Annotated in this window: 13 protein-coding genes; 7 read left to right on the forward strand and 6 right to left on the reverse strand. The window is 67.0% G+C overall.

Annotated elements, in window-relative coordinates; genetic code table 11:
* The first annotated feature begins 131 nt into the window (after positions 1-131).
* The 6 genes from ACE10X_RS35485 (at position 132) to ACE10X_RS35510 (ending at position 10,001) form a co-directional block, all read left to right on the forward strand.
* The gene (locus tag ACE10X_RS35485; RefSeq protein WP_038386028.1) at positions 132-1,136 is read left to right on the forward strand and encodes a MoxR family ATPase; all 1,005 of its coding nucleotides are present in this window, start codon (positions 132-134) and stop codon (positions 1,134-1,136) included.
* A complete protein-coding gene (locus ACE10X_RS35490) occupies positions 1,136-2,077 on the forward strand; it encodes a DUF58 domain-containing protein (protein WP_038386027.1) in 942 nt (313 codons plus the stop codon). The genes ACE10X_RS35485 and ACE10X_RS35490 overlap by 1 nt, the downstream gene beginning before the upstream one ends.
* Positions 2,077-4,878 carry a DUF4159 domain-containing protein gene (locus ACE10X_RS35495; protein WP_304557933.1) on the forward strand — a complete coding sequence of 934 codons (2,802 nt, stop codon included), beginning with the start codon at positions 2,077-2,079 and terminating at the stop codon, positions 4,876-4,878. The genes ACE10X_RS35490 and ACE10X_RS35495 overlap by 1 nt, the downstream gene beginning before the upstream one ends.
* A gap of 1 nt (position 4,879) precedes the next feature.
* Positions 4,880-6,943 carry a membrane protein gene (locus tag ACE10X_RS35500; protein ID WP_038386023.1) on the forward strand — a complete coding sequence of 688 codons (2,064 nt, stop codon included), beginning with the start codon at positions 4,880-4,882 and terminating at the stop codon, positions 6,941-6,943.
* A gap of 163 nt (positions 6,944-7,106) precedes the next feature.
* The gene (locus ACE10X_RS35505; RefSeq protein ID WP_375763497.1) at positions 7,107-7,529 is read left to right on the forward strand and encodes a DUF2946 family protein; all 423 of its coding nucleotides are present in this window, start codon (positions 7,107-7,109) and stop codon (positions 7,527-7,529) included.
* 111 nt (positions 7,530-7,640) lie between these two features.
* Entirely contained in the window at positions 7,641-10,001 is a 2,361-nt protein-coding gene (locus ACE10X_RS35510; protein ID WP_375763498.1) for a TonB-dependent receptor, read from the forward strand.
* A 195-nt stretch (positions 10,002-10,196) separates the two neighbouring features.
* Here the strand turns inward: ACE10X_RS35510 and ACE10X_RS35515 are convergent, their stop codons facing one another.
* From ACE10X_RS35515 to ACE10X_RS35525, 3 genes are all read right to left on the reverse strand, one after another.
* A complete protein-coding gene (locus tag ACE10X_RS35515) occupies positions 10,197-10,514 on the reverse strand; it encodes an EthD family reductase (RefSeq protein ID WP_038386021.1) in 318 nt (105 codons plus the stop codon).
* A 111-nt stretch (positions 10,515-10,625) separates the two neighbouring features.
* Positions 10,626-11,138: a GNAT family N-acetyltransferase gene (locus ACE10X_RS35520; RefSeq protein WP_028338623.1), complete on the reverse strand. Its 513-nt coding sequence runs from the start codon at positions 11,136-11,138 to the stop codon at positions 10,626-10,628.
* 39 nt (positions 11,139-11,177) lie between these two features.
* Positions 11,178-11,666 (reverse strand): NUDIX domain-containing protein, encoded by a 489-nt coding sequence (locus tag ACE10X_RS35525; RefSeq protein WP_212057488.1) that lies wholly within the window; start codon positions 11,664-11,666, stop codon positions 11,178-11,180.
* A 147-nt stretch (positions 11,667-11,813) separates the two neighbouring features.
* Here ACE10X_RS35525 and ACE10X_RS35530 point away from each other — a divergent pair, with 147 nt between their 5' ends.
* Complete coding sequence (locus tag ACE10X_RS35530; RefSeq protein WP_375764633.1) at positions 11,814-12,701, forward strand: metallophosphoesterase family protein; 888 nt, start codon at positions 11,814-11,816, stop codon at positions 12,699-12,701.
* On the opposite strand, the gene ACE10X_RS35535 is transcribed toward ACE10X_RS35530, so the two are convergent.
* From ACE10X_RS35535 to ACE10X_RS35545, 3 genes are all read right to left on the reverse strand, one after another.
* Positions 12,698-13,438, reverse strand: coding sequence for a glycine-rich domain-containing protein (locus ACE10X_RS35535; protein WP_375763499.1), 741 nt, complete (start codon positions 13,436-13,438; stop codon positions 12,698-12,700). The two genes, ACE10X_RS35530 and ACE10X_RS35535, sit on opposite strands and share 4 nt — an antisense overlap.
* Positions 13,439-13,460: 22 nt before the next feature.
* Positions 13,461-14,036 (reverse strand): hypothetical protein, encoded by a 576-nt coding sequence (locus tag ACE10X_RS35540; RefSeq protein ID WP_375763500.1) that lies wholly within the window; start codon positions 14,034-14,036, stop codon positions 13,461-13,463.
* 211 nt (positions 14,037-14,247) lie between these two features.
* Complete coding sequence (locus ACE10X_RS35545) at positions 14,248-14,457, reverse strand: hypothetical protein (RefSeq protein WP_016839740.1); 210 nt, start codon at positions 14,455-14,457, stop codon at positions 14,248-14,250.

A 14,457-nucleotide genomic window follows, 5' to 3' on the forward strand; every position in this document is an offset into this window, starting at 1 on the left:
AAACACCGATAAGGTGGGGATAGTTTAATTCAACGAATACATGGCCTTCGCTCAGGTTTAGCATGAGGGCCAAGATGACGACAGATGACGCCGCGCCAATGTGCGCGCATCGTCAAGAAGGAGCGGATCGAATGGCTGGTGCAGACAGCGTCGAGAAACTGGAGGATGTGATCGTCCGTTCGGCCGAGCAGGTCGCGGGGCAGATCAAGGCCGCCAAGGAAGCGGTCTCCACCGTCATCTTCGGCCAGGAGCAGGTGATCGAAAACACCCTGGTGACGATCCTGTCCGGCGGCCACGCGTTGTTGATCGGCGTGCCCGGCCTCGCCAAGACCAAGCTGGTCGAAACGCTCGGCGTCACGCTCGGCCTCGATGCCAAGCGCATCCAGTTCACGCCGGACCTGATGCCGTCGGATATTCTCGGCGCCGAAGTGCTCGACGAGAGCTCGGCCGGCAAGCGTTCGTTCCGCTTCATCGCAGGTCCCGTGTTCGCGCAGCTGCTGATGGCCGACGAGATCAACCGCGCCAGCCCGCGCACCCAGTCGGCGCTGCTGCAAGCCATGCAGGAGCAGCACATCACCATTGCCGGCGCGCGGCATGATTTGCCAAAGCCGTTCCACGTGCTCGCGACGCAAAACCCGCTCGAGCAGGAAGGCACCTATCCGCTGCCCGAAGCGCAGCTCGACCGCTTCCTGATGGAAATCGACGTCGACTATCCCGATCGCGACGCCGAGCGGCGCATCCTGTTCGAAACCACCGGCGCCGAAGAGGCAGCGGCCAAGCCGTCGATGGACGCCGAGACGCTGCTCACCGCGCAACGCCTGGTGCGGCGCCTGCCGGTCGGCGATTCCGTGGTCGAGGCGATCCTGACGCTGGTCCGCGCCGCGCGTCCCGGCACCGAGGGCGGCGAGGCCGGCAAGCTGATCGCATGGGGACCGGGTCCGCGCGCCAGCCAGGCCTTGATGCTCGCGGTGCGTGCCCGTGCATTGCTCGACGGGAGACTCGCGCCGTCGATCGACGATGTGCTCGATCTCGCCGAGCCCGTGCTCAAGCACCGCATGGCGCTGACCTTCTCGGCACGCGCCGAGGGCCGCACCATTCCCGACGTGATCAAGCAACTGAAGACCCGGATCGGTTGATGGCCGCAGACAACAGGCGCCAGAACGAGGAGATCCTTGCGGTTCGACGTGCCGATGGCGAAAGCCGAACGCTCGCCGCGTCGCTGCCGCGTCTGGTGCTTGAGGCCCGCCGTGTCGCCGCCAACGTCATCCATGGCCTGCACGGCCGCCGCCGCGCCGGCTCGGGCGAGAATTTTTGGCAATACCGCCGCTTCGTCTCCGGCGAGCCGTCGCAGCGCGTCGACTGGCGCCGCTCGGCACGCGACGACCATCTCTATGTCCGCGAGCAGGAGTGGGAAGCCGCGCACACCGTGTGGATCTGGCCCGACCGCTCGCCGTCAATGGCCTTTGCCTCGCGCGAGGCGCGCGACAGCAAGCTGGAGCGCGGACTGATCGTAGCCTTCGCGCTCGCCGAGTTGCTCGTTGCGGGCGGAGAACGCGTCGGCATTCCCGGCCTGATGAACCCGACCGCAAGCCTCAACGTGATCGACAAGATGGCGGAAGCGATGTTGCACGACGAGAAGACGCGCGCGAGCCTGCCGCCGTCCTTCGTGCCGTCGTCGCTGGCCGAAGTCGTCGTGTTGTCGGATTTCTGGTCGCCGATAGCAGAAATCACGGCGATGCTGGCCGGGCTTTCCTCCTCCGGCGCGCACGGCGCCATGATCCAGGTCGTCGATCCGGCCGAAGAGACCTTCCCTTATTCCGGCCGTGTCGAATTCGTCGAGCCGGAGGCCGGCAGCGTCATCACCGCGGGCCGCGCGGAAAGCTGGGCGAACGACTATGTTGCGCGCGTCGCGCTGCATCGCGACCAGATCCGCAATGAGACCAACCAGCTCGACTGGCTGTTCTCGACCCACACCACCAGCCGCTCCGCGGCCGAGCTGCTGTTGTTCCTGCATGCCGGCATGATGGTGAGCAAGGGCGGCGGCCGCTCAACAGTCAAGGCGGGACGCAGCGCATGATCGCAGGCCTCCCCCTCTCCTTTGCCGAACCGCTGCTGCTGCTGGGGCTGGTCAGCCTGCCGGTGCTGTGGTGGCTCTTGCGCGTGATGCCGCCGCGGCCGCGCCGGATCGAGTTTCCGCCGACGCGGCTATTGTTCGACATCGCGCCGAAGGAGGAGACGCCGTCGCGCACGCCTTGGTGGCTGACGCTGCTGCGGCTCGCCGCCGCCGCGCTCGTCATCTTCGCCGCCGCCGGCCCGATCTGGAATCCGCAGACCGGCGTTGCCGCCGGTAAATTGCCGCTGGTGATCCTGCTCGACGACGGCTGGAGCGCGGCCTCGAGCTGGGATGCGCGGATCAGGGCCGCGGACGAACTGGTCGCCAACGCCGACAGCGACCGTCGCGGTGTCGCGCTGGTGCCGCTGTCCGAGCCCGCGCGCGACATCACACTGATGCCGGCCGGCGCCGCGCGCGTCGCGCTGCGCCAGCTCGCGCCAAAGCCCTACTCGATCGATCGGGTTGAAACCCTCAGCGCGCTGGAACGTTTCCTCAAATCGACCGGCGACTGCGACATCGCCTGGCTGTCCGACGGCGTCGACACCGGCCGCGGCAGCGAATTCACCGAGGGGCTCGGCAAGGTGATCGAGAGCCGCAATCTGACGATCTATGCGGGCGGAGCGCAGTCGGCGCAGGCGCTGGTCGCGGCCGAGAACGCCGCCGCCAAGATGACGGTGAAGGTGCTGCGCACCGAGAGCGGCATCGCGGCGGGAACGGTGCGCGCGGTCGACGCCAAGGGCTCGCCGATCGGCGAGGCCCGCTACACATTCGGACCGCAGGATCGCGAGACCGAAGCCGCCTTCGATCTTCCGGTCGAGTTGCGCAACGACATCGCGCGGCTCGAAATCTCCGGCGAGCATTCGGCCGGCGCCGTGCAGCTGCTCGACCGGCGCTGGCGCCGCCGCGCCATCGGCGTGGTCTCGGGTGCGAGCAACGACACCGCGCAGCCGCTCCTGGCGTCGACCTTCTATCTCTCCCGCGCGCTGTCGCCATTCGCCGATGTCAGGCTCGGCGATCGCGGCGCGCCGCAGCAGGTGATCGGACAATTCCTCGACCAGCGGCTGCCGATGATCGTGATGGCCGATGTCGGCACGCTGTCGCCGGAGATCCGCGACCGGCTCAATGCCTGGATCGAGCAAGGCGGCGTGCTGGTGCGCTTCGCAGGTCCCCGCCTCGCTCAGGCCGATGACGACCTCGTTCCCGTCAAGCTGCGCCGCGGCGGACGCACGCTCGGCGGCAGCCTGACCTGGGAGAAGCCGCAGCACATGGCCTCATTCGCCGCCGATGGCCCGTTCGCCGGCCTCACCGTGCCGAAGGACATCACCGTCAACCGCCAGGTGCTGGCCGAGCCCGACGCCGTCCTCGCGACCAAGAGCTGGGCCTCGCTGGAGGACGGCACGCCGCTCGTCACCGGCGAGCGTCGCGGCAAGGGCGTGGTCAGCCTGTTCCATGTCGGCGCCGACATGCGCTGGTCGGATCTGCCGATGTCCGGCACCTTCGTCGAGATGCTGCGCCGGCTGATCGACATGTCCGGCTATACCTCGAAGCCCGGCCCCGGCGTCGCCAGCGATCCCAATGCCGAGACGGTGGCGCCGCTGCGCACGCTCGACGGCTTCGGCGTCTTCGGGCCGCCGCCCTCGAGCGCCAAGCCGATGTCGGCAGACTATCGCGATCGCGGGACCGCCGACCATCCGCCCGGCTTCTACGGCACGGTCGAAAGCCCGATCGCGGTCAACACGCTCGCCTCCGCCGATCGCATCGCGCCGCTCGACACCTCGGCCCTGCGCGCGACGCGTGCGAGCTACACCAACGCCGAGCCGCGCGATCTGCGCGGCATCATGCTGTCGACGGCGCTGGCGCTGTTCCTGCTCGACGCGATCGTGGTCGCCATGCTCGGCGGCGGCCTCGCCGCGCTGATCCGGCGGCGCGCGGCACCGGCCGTGCTCGCCTTCGCCTTGATACTCGTGACGTTCGCACCGTCGTCGACACGGGCGGAGAGCAGCGACGATTTCGCCATCAAGGCGGTGTCGCAGACGCGGCTGGCCTATGTCGTCACCGGCAATGCCGACGTCGATTCCATCGTCAAGGCGGGGATGTCCGGACTGACGCTGTTCCTCGGGCAGCGCACCGCGCTGGAGGCCGGCGATCCCGTCGGCATCGATCCCGCGCGCGACGAGCTGGCGTTCTTCCCCTTGATCTACTGGCCGATCGTGCCGGGCGCGCCGAAGCCGCCGCAGGACGCCATCAACAAGATCGACGCCTACATGAAGCAGGGCGGCACCGTCATCTTCGATACCCGCGACGCCGTCGAAGCGCCGCCGGGTGACAACGGCTCATCGCAAACGCCCGGCATGCAGACGCTGCGCGAATTGCTGTCGACCCTCGACGTGCCCGAGCTCGAGCCGGTGCCGCGCGAGCACGTGTTGACCAAGACGTTCTATCTGCTGCGCGACTTCCCCGGCCGCTTCAACTCCGGCCAGACCTGGGTCGAGGCATTGCCGCGCGAGGACGACGACGAGGCTGCACAGCGCCCGGCGCGCGGCGGTGATGGCGTCTCGCCGATCATCATCACGTCGAACGACCTCGCCGGTGCCTGGGCGATCCGCCCCGACGGCCAGCCGATGCTGCCGCTGACGCCGGGCGAGCCGCGCCAGCGCGAATTCGCCTTCCGGGCCGGCGTCAACATCGTGATGTACACGCTGACCGGCAACTACAAGGCCGACCAGGTGCACGCGCCTGCTTTGATCGAGCGGCTGGGACAATGATATGAACTACGGCATCGCGTTCACACCGCTGGTTCCTTCGCTCGTGCTGTGGCTCGCGCTCGGCGCGATCGTTGTCATCGCCGTGCTGCTGCTGGTGTCGCGCGCGCGTGGCGCCGCGGTGCGGGTCGCGGCGCTGGCGCTGATCCTGCTGGCACTGGCCAATCCCTCCTTCACCCGCGAGGACCGCGAGCCGCTGTCCTCGGTCGCGGCCGTCGTGGTCGACAAGAGCCCGAGCCAGAATTTCGGCACGCGCAACCAGGAGACCGACAAGGCGCGGCAGGCGCTGGTCGACAGCCTGAAGCAGATCAAGGGCCTCGAGGTCCGCGTCGTCGAGGCCGGTCAGGCCGATGGCGAGACCGATGGCACAAAACTGTTCGGCGCGCTGACGTCGGCGCTGTCGGACGTTCCGGTCGAGCGCGTCGCCGGCGCATTCATGATCACCGATGGCCGCGTGCATGACATTCCCGCCAACGCCCAGGCGCTCGGCTTCCAGGCGCCGGTCCACGCCCTGATCACCGGCCGCAAGGACGAGCGCGACCGCCGCATCGCGATCACTGCCGCGCCGCGCTTCGGTATCGTCGGCCAGACCCAGACCATCACCTTCCGGCTCGACGACCAGGGCGTCACCGGCGAGCGCGCCAAGGTCACGATCCGCCGCGACGGCGAAGTGATCAACGAGCGCACGCTGACCAGCGGCCAGACCTCGAGCGTCGACATCGACATCAAGCACGCCGGACCCAACATCGTCGAGATCGAGGCCTCGCCGCTCGAGAACGAGCTGACGCCAGTCAACAACCGCGCCGTGGTCGCGATCGACGGGGTCCGCGACAAGCTGCGCGTGCTGCTGGTTTCCGGCGAGCCGCATTCCGGCGAGCGCACCTGGCGCAACCTCCTGAAGTCCGACCCCAGCGTCGATCTCGTGCACTTCACCATTCTGCGTCCGCCGGAGAAGCAGGACGGCACGCCGATCAACGAGCTGTCGCTGATCGCATTTCCGACCCGCGAGCTGTTCCAGCAGAAGATCAACGAATTCCAGCTGATCATCTTCGACCGCTACGCCCGCCAGGGCGTGCTGCCGATCGCCTATTTCGACAACATCGCGCGCTACGTTCGCGCCGGCGGCGCGGTGCTGGTGTCCGCCGGCCCCGACTACGCCTCGACCACCAGCATCTGGCGCACGCCGCTGGACTCGGTGCTGCCGGCCGAACCGGTCGGGGTGACCGAGAAGCCGTTCTACGCGCATCTGAGCGATGCCGGTAAGCGCCATCCGGTGACGCGCGGGCTGGAAGGCTCGAATGCCGAGCCGCCGCATTGGAGCCGGTTCTTCCGCACCGTCGATACCCGCAACGCGATTAATCCGCCGGTCATGACCGGCGCCGACGGCAAGCCGCTGCTGCTGCTGTCGCGCTTCGGCGAAGGCCGCGTCGCGCTGCTGCTCTCCGACCACATCTGGCTGTGGGCGCGCGGCTACGAGGGCGGCGGCCCGCATCTCGATTTGTTGCGGCGGGTGTCGCACTGGCTGATGAAGCAGCCCGACCTCGACGAAGAAGCGCTGCGCATGCAGGTGCAGGGCAAGGATCTCATGGTGGTGCGCCAGACCATGGCCGACACCGTCTCGCCGGTCACCGTGACGTCGCCGAGCGGTACCACGCGTGAACTGACGCTCACCGCCGGCGATCCCGGCGAGTGGCGCGCGACGCTGCCCGCAAACGAGCTCGGCCTGTGGCAGGCCACCGACGGCACACTGAAGGCGCTGATCAATGTCGGCCCGACCAACCCGAAGGAATTCTCGGAGGTCACCTCGACCACCGAGATGCTGAAGCCGCTGGCGCAGGCGACCGGCGGCGACGCACGGCGCATCGTCGACGGTTCGAGCCTCGATATGCCGCGCGTCGTGCCGGTGCGTTCCTCCTCGATCTTCCGCGGCGACGGCTGGCTCGGCGTCAAGATGCGCGACGCCAGCGTCGTGAAGGGTGTCGGCGTGCTGCCGATGTTCGCCGGCCTGGTCGGCCTGCTGCTGTTGCTCGGCGCATTCGCGGCAACATGGCTGCGCGAGGGACGCTGAGCCCGGCGGGGCTCAGGTCTGCGTTGCGTCAAACACACACAGGCAACGCATCGCCACGGTTCGTCTGAACGCCGGTTGACATCGCGCATGCCATCCGATGTTATAATGTAACATCGGGGCGCTGGGGTGTTGATGCGCTCCCCGACGGGTGGGCGTTATCGGCATGCAGTGGTTCCGGCGACACATCAAGACTGGCTCGCGGCTGGCGCTGTTCGCGCTCGCCGTCCAGTTCATGCTGTCGTTCGGGCATTTCCATCCGATCGCGGCCGCGCAAGCGGCGCCCGCGGCCCAGACCGGGCTGTCGCTGGTCGATCTCGCCTATATCGGGACCTCGGCGACGCCGGACCTCGCGGTCCAGGTGACCGGGACGCCACAGCCTGCCAATCACGACAACGACCGGCATCCGGCCGACAATTGCGCGATCTGCGCCGTCATCTCGCTCGCGAGCAGCATGCTGTTCACGGCGCCGCCGGTGCTGTTGCTGCCGGAAGCCATCGAGCTTCTGTTCCGCACCACCAATGCCGAATTCGCCCATCTGAAATCGGCGCCGGCGGCCTTTCACTCCCGTGCACCTCCCCTGTCCTAACATCGACTGATTGCTGCACGCCCTGAGCGGACGGCCGCGTCACATTTGCGGCCTGCGCCAGCGGGGCAAATCGGAATCGATCCGTCATTTCGACGGGCCTGGATCGGGACAATGACACTTCAGAAGAAACGAGCACTCCACATCGGGAGCGTGAGCTGGCTATTGCTGGGCGCGATGAGCCACAATGCGCAGGCCGACGACACGCCGACGCAACTCCCTGACATCACCGTGACGGCACCGAGCCCGATCCAACGGCACCGGACCGCGCCGACGCGCACGTCGAGCCATGTTGTCCGGGCCGCGCCGAGCCGCAACCGCGAACGCGCCGCGGCCGTGCAACCGGCGCCTGCGGCACCGGCACCGCAGCAGGGCGTGCTGCCCGTGGTTACCGATCAGTTCGCCACCGTCACCGTGATACCCAACGAGGAACTGCGGCGCTCCGGCGCCGCCACGCTCGGCGATCTCCTGTTCTCCAAGCCCGGCATCACCGGCTCGAGCTTCGCGCCCGGCGCGTCGAGCCGGCCGATCATCCGCGGCCTCGACGTCAATCGCGTCGGCATCGTCGAAAACGGTCTCGGCGGCGGCGGCGTTTCGGATCTCGGCGAGGATCATTTCGTCCCGATCGATCCGCTCTCGACCAACCAGATCGAAGTGGTGCGCGGCCCGGCCGCGCTGCGCTACGGCTCGACCTCGATCGGCGGCGTCGTCAGCGCCACCAACAACCGGATTCCCGATGCGATGCCGACCTGCGCGGCGGCGCCGTTCCAGAGCTACGGATTGCCGGTGAAGGCTCCGCTGGCCGACGCCGGCGCGCCGGGTTGCCTCAATGTCGAGACCCGCACGTCGGTCAGTTCGGTCAATCGCGGCGTCGAGGGCGGCATGCTGCTGGACGCCGGCGGCAACAATGTCGCCGTGCATGCCGACGTCTATGGCCGCTCGACCAGCGACTACAGCATCCCGAGCTATCCATATCTGTTCGACCAGACCCGGCCGGTGAACGGCCGCCAGCCGAACTCCGCGACGCAATCGGACGGCGCGTCGGTCGGCGCCTCCTATTTCTTCCAGGGCGGCTATATCGGCGCGGCGATCACCCAGAACGACTCGCTCTACCACATCCCCGGCATCGACGGCGCCGATCACCAGACCCGGATCGACGCGCACCAGACCAAGATCGCGGTCAAGGGCGAGTACCGGCCCGACGCTGCAGCGATCGATGCGGTGCGGTTCTGGGTCGGCGCGACCGACTATCGCCACAACGAGCTCGGCCTTGCCGATCCGACCGACCTGTTCAGCGACGGCGTGCGGCAGACCTTCACCAACAAGGAGCAGGAGGCCCGCGTCGAGGTGCAGATGATGCCGTTCAACGCGCGCTTCGCCACGGTGACGACCGCGTTCGGCGTGCAGGCCGGGCATCAGGAGTTGACCGCGCCGAGCCCGGACGATCCGACCTCGCTGTTCAACGGCCTGTGGAGTCCGAACAACAACAACCGCGTCGCCGGTTACGTGTTCAACGAGTTCAAGTTCACGGATTCGACCAAGGCGCAGATCGCCGGCCGCATCGAGCATGTCGACCTGCACGGATCGATGCCGAATTTCCCGGCGGACTATCTGCCTGACGGCGCACCGCAGAGCTCGATCGCACGCAATCCGTCCTACACGCCGGTCAGCGGCAGCATCGGGCTACTGCAGAACCTGCCCGGCGACCTCGTCGGCAGCATCACCGCGCAATATGTCGAACGCGCGCCGAAGCCCGCGGAGCTGTTCTCGCGCGGCGCGCATGATGCGACCGCGACCTTCGACATCGGCAATCCGAACCTGACAATCGAGACCGCGAAATCGGTCGAGATCGGCCTGCGCAAGGCGACCGGACCGTTCCGCTTCGAGGCCACCGCCTACTACACCCGCTTCAGCAACTTCATCTATCGCCGCCTGACCGGGGTGATGTGCGGCGACGATTTCGACTCCTGCGGCAATGGCGATCCCAACAATGAGGCGCGGCAAGCGGTTTATTCGCAGCGTGACGCGATCTTCCGTGGCGCCGAATTCCAGAGCCAGTTCGACATCGGCCCGCTCAACGGCGGCATCTGGGGAATCGAGAACCAGTTCGACGTGGTGCGCGCCACCTTCACCGACGGCAGCAACGTGCCGCGGATTCCACCGGTGCGGCTTGGCGGCGGCCTCTATTGGCGCGACAGCAACTGGCTGACCCGCATCAATCTCGTGCACGCCTTCGCGCAGAACGACATCGCCGTGATCGGCGAGACCCCGACCGCGGGCTACAATCTCCTCAACGCGGAGATCACCTACAACACCAAGCTGAATTCGTCATGGATCGGCGCGCGCGAGATGACGCTTGGTCTGGTCGGCAACAACCTGCTCAACCAGAACATCCGCAACTCCGTCTCCTATACCAAGGACGAGGTGCTGATGCCGGGCCTCGGCATACGGGCGTTCGCCAATCTGAAGTTCTGAGCCAAGCGGGACCCTCTGCCGTTCGCGGCAGAGGGATTTATCGCGTAGCCCGGATGGAGCGCAGCGCAATCCGGGAACTGCGCAATCCGGGAACACTGTGTCCGCGGTTGCCGATCCCGGATTTCGCTTCGCTTCATCCGGGCTACGAACATGTCCGATGGACGAGCGTGTGAGCCTTGCCGCCCGCGTCGACAATCAGTGGCCGACGACGACTTCGCTGATCTGGATCACCGGCTGCTGATCGGTGTAGTTCGGGATGTCGCCCAAGATCTCCTGGGCGTGCTTGCCCATGCCGGCCGCGAAGGCCTCAACCGAGTCGCAGAAGATGTGGCACATTCCGACATAGGTTGCAGGTTGCCCCGGCGCGCCGCCGGCGATGCCCTTGTCGACGGTGTAGTATTTGCATGCGTCGCCGAGGCGCGCCTTCACCAGCGGCATGTGCTTGTCGCGATAATAGTCGTGATCAAAGCGTGCGCCTGGATTGTTCGGATACATCACACTGACCTTGATCATGACGCGCACTCTCCCTGTTGATATGACATGCGCCGGTCTTGTCCCGGCGCTTACCTCAACTGTGCTTTAGTTTCCGATAGCGCGCAAGTTCCGGCGACGCTCGCGAGAACGTCAGATCGCCTTGCTCCAGTCCGGCTGGATCGGTCCGGACACGCCCTCGGCCGCGCCGTCGACCAGTTCCATGACAAGCAGGCGACTGTAATCGACCGGACCGGGCATGGTCATTTGCCCCTTCGGGACCGGCTTGAAGCCGACCCGCGCGTAGTATGGCTCGTCGCCGACCAGCACGATCAGCCGGTGGCCCTTGGCGCGGGCGTCGTTGATCGCACGCTCGAGCAGCGCACGGCCGACGCCGCGGCTGCGGAACGGCGGCTCGACCGTTAGCGGCCCGAGCATCAGCGCCGGCGTATCGCCGATCGTGATCGGCAACTGGCGCACCGAGCCGACCAGCAGCGTGCCGATCCGCGCCGTGAAGGAGACATCGAGCAGATGATCGACATGCTCACGCAGCCGGTAGGCGCTGAGCACGAAGCGACCGGGCCCGAAGGTGCGCTCGTGCAGGCGCTCGATCGCCTGGGCGTCTTTCGGGGTCTCGGGCAGGATGGTCAGGGACAATTCGGTCATTGTGGGGCGCGGGATAGCATCTGGCGCGGGCGCGGTCCATCACCGCCATGTCGCCGTCGGCGGCCTGCCTTCGAGCACCTCCGCGATCCGCAGCCGCGTACCGGGGGTGGTCTCGTCAGGCAGATCAGCCGGGTCGAAGAAGCCGCAGGCCACGATCTCGCGATTCGGCTCCGGCAGGCGGTCCTGCCGGTAGTTCCTGACGACGTAAACCGCGACATGATCGCGCGGCGAGACGTGGCTGTTGTGGAAGATGCCGTGCAGCACCGGCTCGCCCTTGAGCTCGATCCGCCCCTCCTCCTCCAATTCGCGCCGCAGCGACTCGATAAAGCTTTCGCCGACCTCGACCCCGCCGCCAGGCAGATACCAGCCATGGACGTAGCTGTGCTTGACCAGGAACACCCTGTTGTCGGCATCGAGCACGACGGCACGGACCCCGAGCGTCATGCTGCGGACGAGCCGCCAGTAGAAATGAAACACCCATCTGATCTGCGGCTCGTAGCGCTTGCGTAAATCGAGCAGGACCGTCACTGAACCCTCGACATCATGGTGTTTGATCCGTGCTTTGATCCTTGCGCGCCTGCGCAGCTCTTGCCAATACAGGGCAGGACGTTCGGGATAGCACGACATGACCGACTGCCGGCCACTTTTCGCGGACAATCCGAAGGGAATCGCATGATGGCGGCGTTCCGCCTCGCGCATCTGTCGGACCCGCATTTGCCGCCGCTGCCGGCGGCGCGGCTGCGCGATCTGGCCGGCAAGCGCGCCTTCGGCTACCTGAACTGGACGCGCAACCGTCACAAATATCACCGCCGCGACGTGCTCGACGCGCTGGTGTCGGACATGCAGGCGCAGCAGCCGGACCATATCGCCGTGACCGGCGACCTGGTCAATCTGGCGCTGGATGCCGAGTTCAATCCGGCCCGGCAATGGCTGGAGGGCGTGGGTTCGCCTGCCGACGTCACCGTGATCCCCGGCAACCACGACGCCTATGTGCGGGCGACCCGGCATCGCTTCATCAGTCACTTCGGCGACTATCTGCGCGGCGACGCCGATGGCGCAGCAACGCATTTTCCGTTCGTGCGCCGCCGCGGGCCGCTGGCGCTGATCGGCGTCTCCTCGGCGGTGCCGACGCCGCCGCTGATGGCGACCGGCTGGCTCGGCCATCCCCAGATCGATGCGCTTGATGCGATCCTCGCGCAGCTGTCGCGGGAGGACGCCTTCCGCGTCCTCCTGGTGCATCACCCGCTGCACTCCGACGGCCGCGCCAAGCGCCTGACCGATTCGCATCAGCTGCTCGCGCTGCTCAGGCGCCACGGCGCCGAGCTGGTGCTCCATGGCCACGACCACATCCATTCGACGATGTGGTTCGACGGCCCTGAGCGGAAGATCCCGGCGATCGGCGTGCCGTCGGCATCGGCGCTGGCGCGCAAGCACTATCCGGCGGCGGCCTACAATTTGTTCTCGATCGAGCGTGACGGCAATGCCTGGCGCTGCGAGCAGACCGTGCGCGGCCTCGGCGATCACGACGGCATTCGCGAATTGAAGCAAGTACGACTGTCCTAATCGCCGCCCCCGCCGCCGCCGCAACCGCCGCCGCTGTCACCGCCGCCACCATCGCCGCCGCCGTCACCGCCATCGCTGCCACTGCTCCCGTCGCTGCCGGCATCGCCGAAACCCGCTGACGATCCGTCGATCGACGAGTCGGAGAAATCGCCGCCGCAATAGGGACTGCTGCCGCCGATCCCGCTGCGGCGCAGCGCCTCGCAGTCGGTGTGATAGATGAAGCCGTTCGCGATGTTCAGCTTGGCGTCGAGCGCGAACAGCAGCGGCAGCCGCGTCGGCCTGACCGGATCGATGTTCTCGTATTTGCAGCAATACCACCAGACCCGCCGCAGCCCCTCATTGCTCCTGCGCCGCTCCTTCACCAGGACGACCGCGGGGGTGTGATGCAGGAAGCTGCCGAAGGCGCGGCGGCAGAACGCATCATACTCGCGGGTGTAGAGAATGAATTCGTGCCAGAGGTCGTCGGCCGCTTGCGAGGGCATCGAGACGTAACGCTTGCCGCTCATCAGATAGGCGAGGAAGAACTGCCGCAGGCCGCGCGAGACCAGCGCGCTGTCCTTGCGGGTGAAGCCGGGGTGACGCTTCTCGAGCCGCGCCAACAGGCCCGCCGGCCAGTGAAAGGTGCGGATGTACTCGGCGCGCCGCAATGTCTGCCACTTGCCGAACAGCACGGCGCTGCCGACCACCGCGGCAGCCGCCAGGACGCCGAAAAATGCCGAGGCGGGTGTTATGACCACGATGCCCCCGCCCGTTGAGCGGCTAGAAGTTTTGCAAGCTCGCTAACAGCGCGAGACCGAACAGCGCGAGCGCGCCCATGACGAAGCCGAACACGAACATGCCGATCCCGCCGCGGCGCTTCGGCGCCACCACCGGGACGGGCGGCGGCGCCGGCGGCTCGGCAACCGGAAGCGGCGTGGCCACCATCGCATGCTCGCGCTCGATCAGGCGGCGCGCGACATAGTCGGTGACGGCATCGACGATCGCGGCGACGTCATGCGATTCGGCGAGCACAATGCGGCCGAACCTCGTGTCCTGCACGAAGCGGTAGATCCGCTTGTCGCGCCCCATCAGCACATGCGCGACGACGTCGATCCACAGCCGCGGCGTCTCGCCCTGGCTGATGCCGCGGTCGAACAGATCGACCTTGTCCGGCACCTGCGCGAACAACGGATCGAGCGCATCGTTGAGGATCTCGAGCCGCGCCACCTCGGCGTCGCGCAGCTCGACGACGACACCGGTGCGATCGGCCGCCTCGATCCGCGCCCGTCGCAGCGCCTCTCGCAGCGTCGGCCGCATCTCGCGCGCCTCGCTGCCGGTGTTCTGCGGATCGGACATGCCTTGCGGTCTCGTGGTGACGGGTTTCCTGCGCATTAACCTATCAGCAACCAAGATGTCCGCAAAGGGCGTTGGTTCCCAAGCACTTAGACCGCCACTTATCCCCAGATCAAAGACCTGACGCCGTCCCAAAAGCGGTCGACCCCACCCGGATGAAACCGGATGAGGCCGCCGTCCTTGGACGTTTTCTTAGCTCTGAATATTCTGGCGCTCAGGCCGAAACCCGCGACGGCTCCTCGACGATGGAGAAGCGCACGCCGGCCTTGTGGCGGCTCTCTTCCGAGACTTCCTTCCAGCACTCTTCGGCTTCCTTGCGCGTCTTGAACGGACCGCGGACCTGGGCCGAGCCTTCGACCAGCTTGTGGAAATTCATCGACCCGAACTCGCCGCCGATCACCCAGAAATTGCTGCCCTTGCTCAT

The organism is Bradyrhizobium sp. Pha-3 (assembly GCF_042258325.1).
Taxonomy (GTDB): domain Bacteria; phylum Pseudomonadota; class Alphaproteobacteria; order Rhizobiales; family Xanthobacteraceae; genus Bradyrhizobium; species Bradyrhizobium elkanii.

What these genes read in the sequence shown, in the direction of transcription:
- ACE10X_RS35485 (WP_038386028.1), top strand. Translation starts at nt 132, where the DNA reads ATGGCTGGTGCAGACAGCGTCGAGAAACTGGAGGATGTGATCGTCCGT.
- ACE10X_RS35490 (WP_038386027.1), top strand. Translation starts at nt 1,136, where the DNA reads ATGGCCGCAGACAACAGGCGCCAGAACGAGGAGATCCTTGCGGTTCGA.
- ACE10X_RS35500 (WP_038386023.1), top strand. Translation starts at nt 4,880, where the DNA reads ATGAACTACGGCATCGCGTTCACACCGCTGGTTCCTTCGCTCGTGCTG.
- ACE10X_RS35505 (WP_375763497.1), top strand. Translation starts at nt 7,107, where the DNA reads ATGCAGTGGTTCCGGCGACACATCAAGACTGGCTCGCGGCTGGCGCTG.
- ACE10X_RS35510 (WP_375763498.1), top strand. Translation starts at nt 7,641, where the DNA reads ATGACACTTCAGAAGAAACGAGCACTCCACATCGGGAGCGTGAGCTGG.
- ACE10X_RS35515 (WP_038386021.1), bottom strand. Translation starts at nt 10,514, where the DNA reads ATGATCAAGGTCAGTGTGATGTATCCGAACAATCCAGGCGCACGCTTT.
- ACE10X_RS35520 (WP_028338623.1), bottom strand. Translation starts at nt 11,138, where the DNA reads ATGACCGAATTGTCCCTGACCATCCTGCCCGAGACCCCGAAAGACGCC.
- ACE10X_RS35530 (WP_375764633.1), top strand. Translation starts at nt 11,814, where the DNA reads ATGGCGGCGTTCCGCCTCGCGCATCTGTCGGACCCGCATTTGCCGCCG.
- ACE10X_RS35540 (WP_375763500.1), bottom strand. Translation starts at nt 14,036, where the DNA reads ATGTCCGATCCGCAGAACACCGGCAGCGAGGCGCGCGAGATGCGGCCG.
- ACE10X_RS35545 (WP_016839740.1), bottom strand. Translation starts at nt 14,457, where the DNA reads ATGAGCAAGGGCAGCAATTTCTGGGTGATCGGCGGCGAGTTCGGGTCG.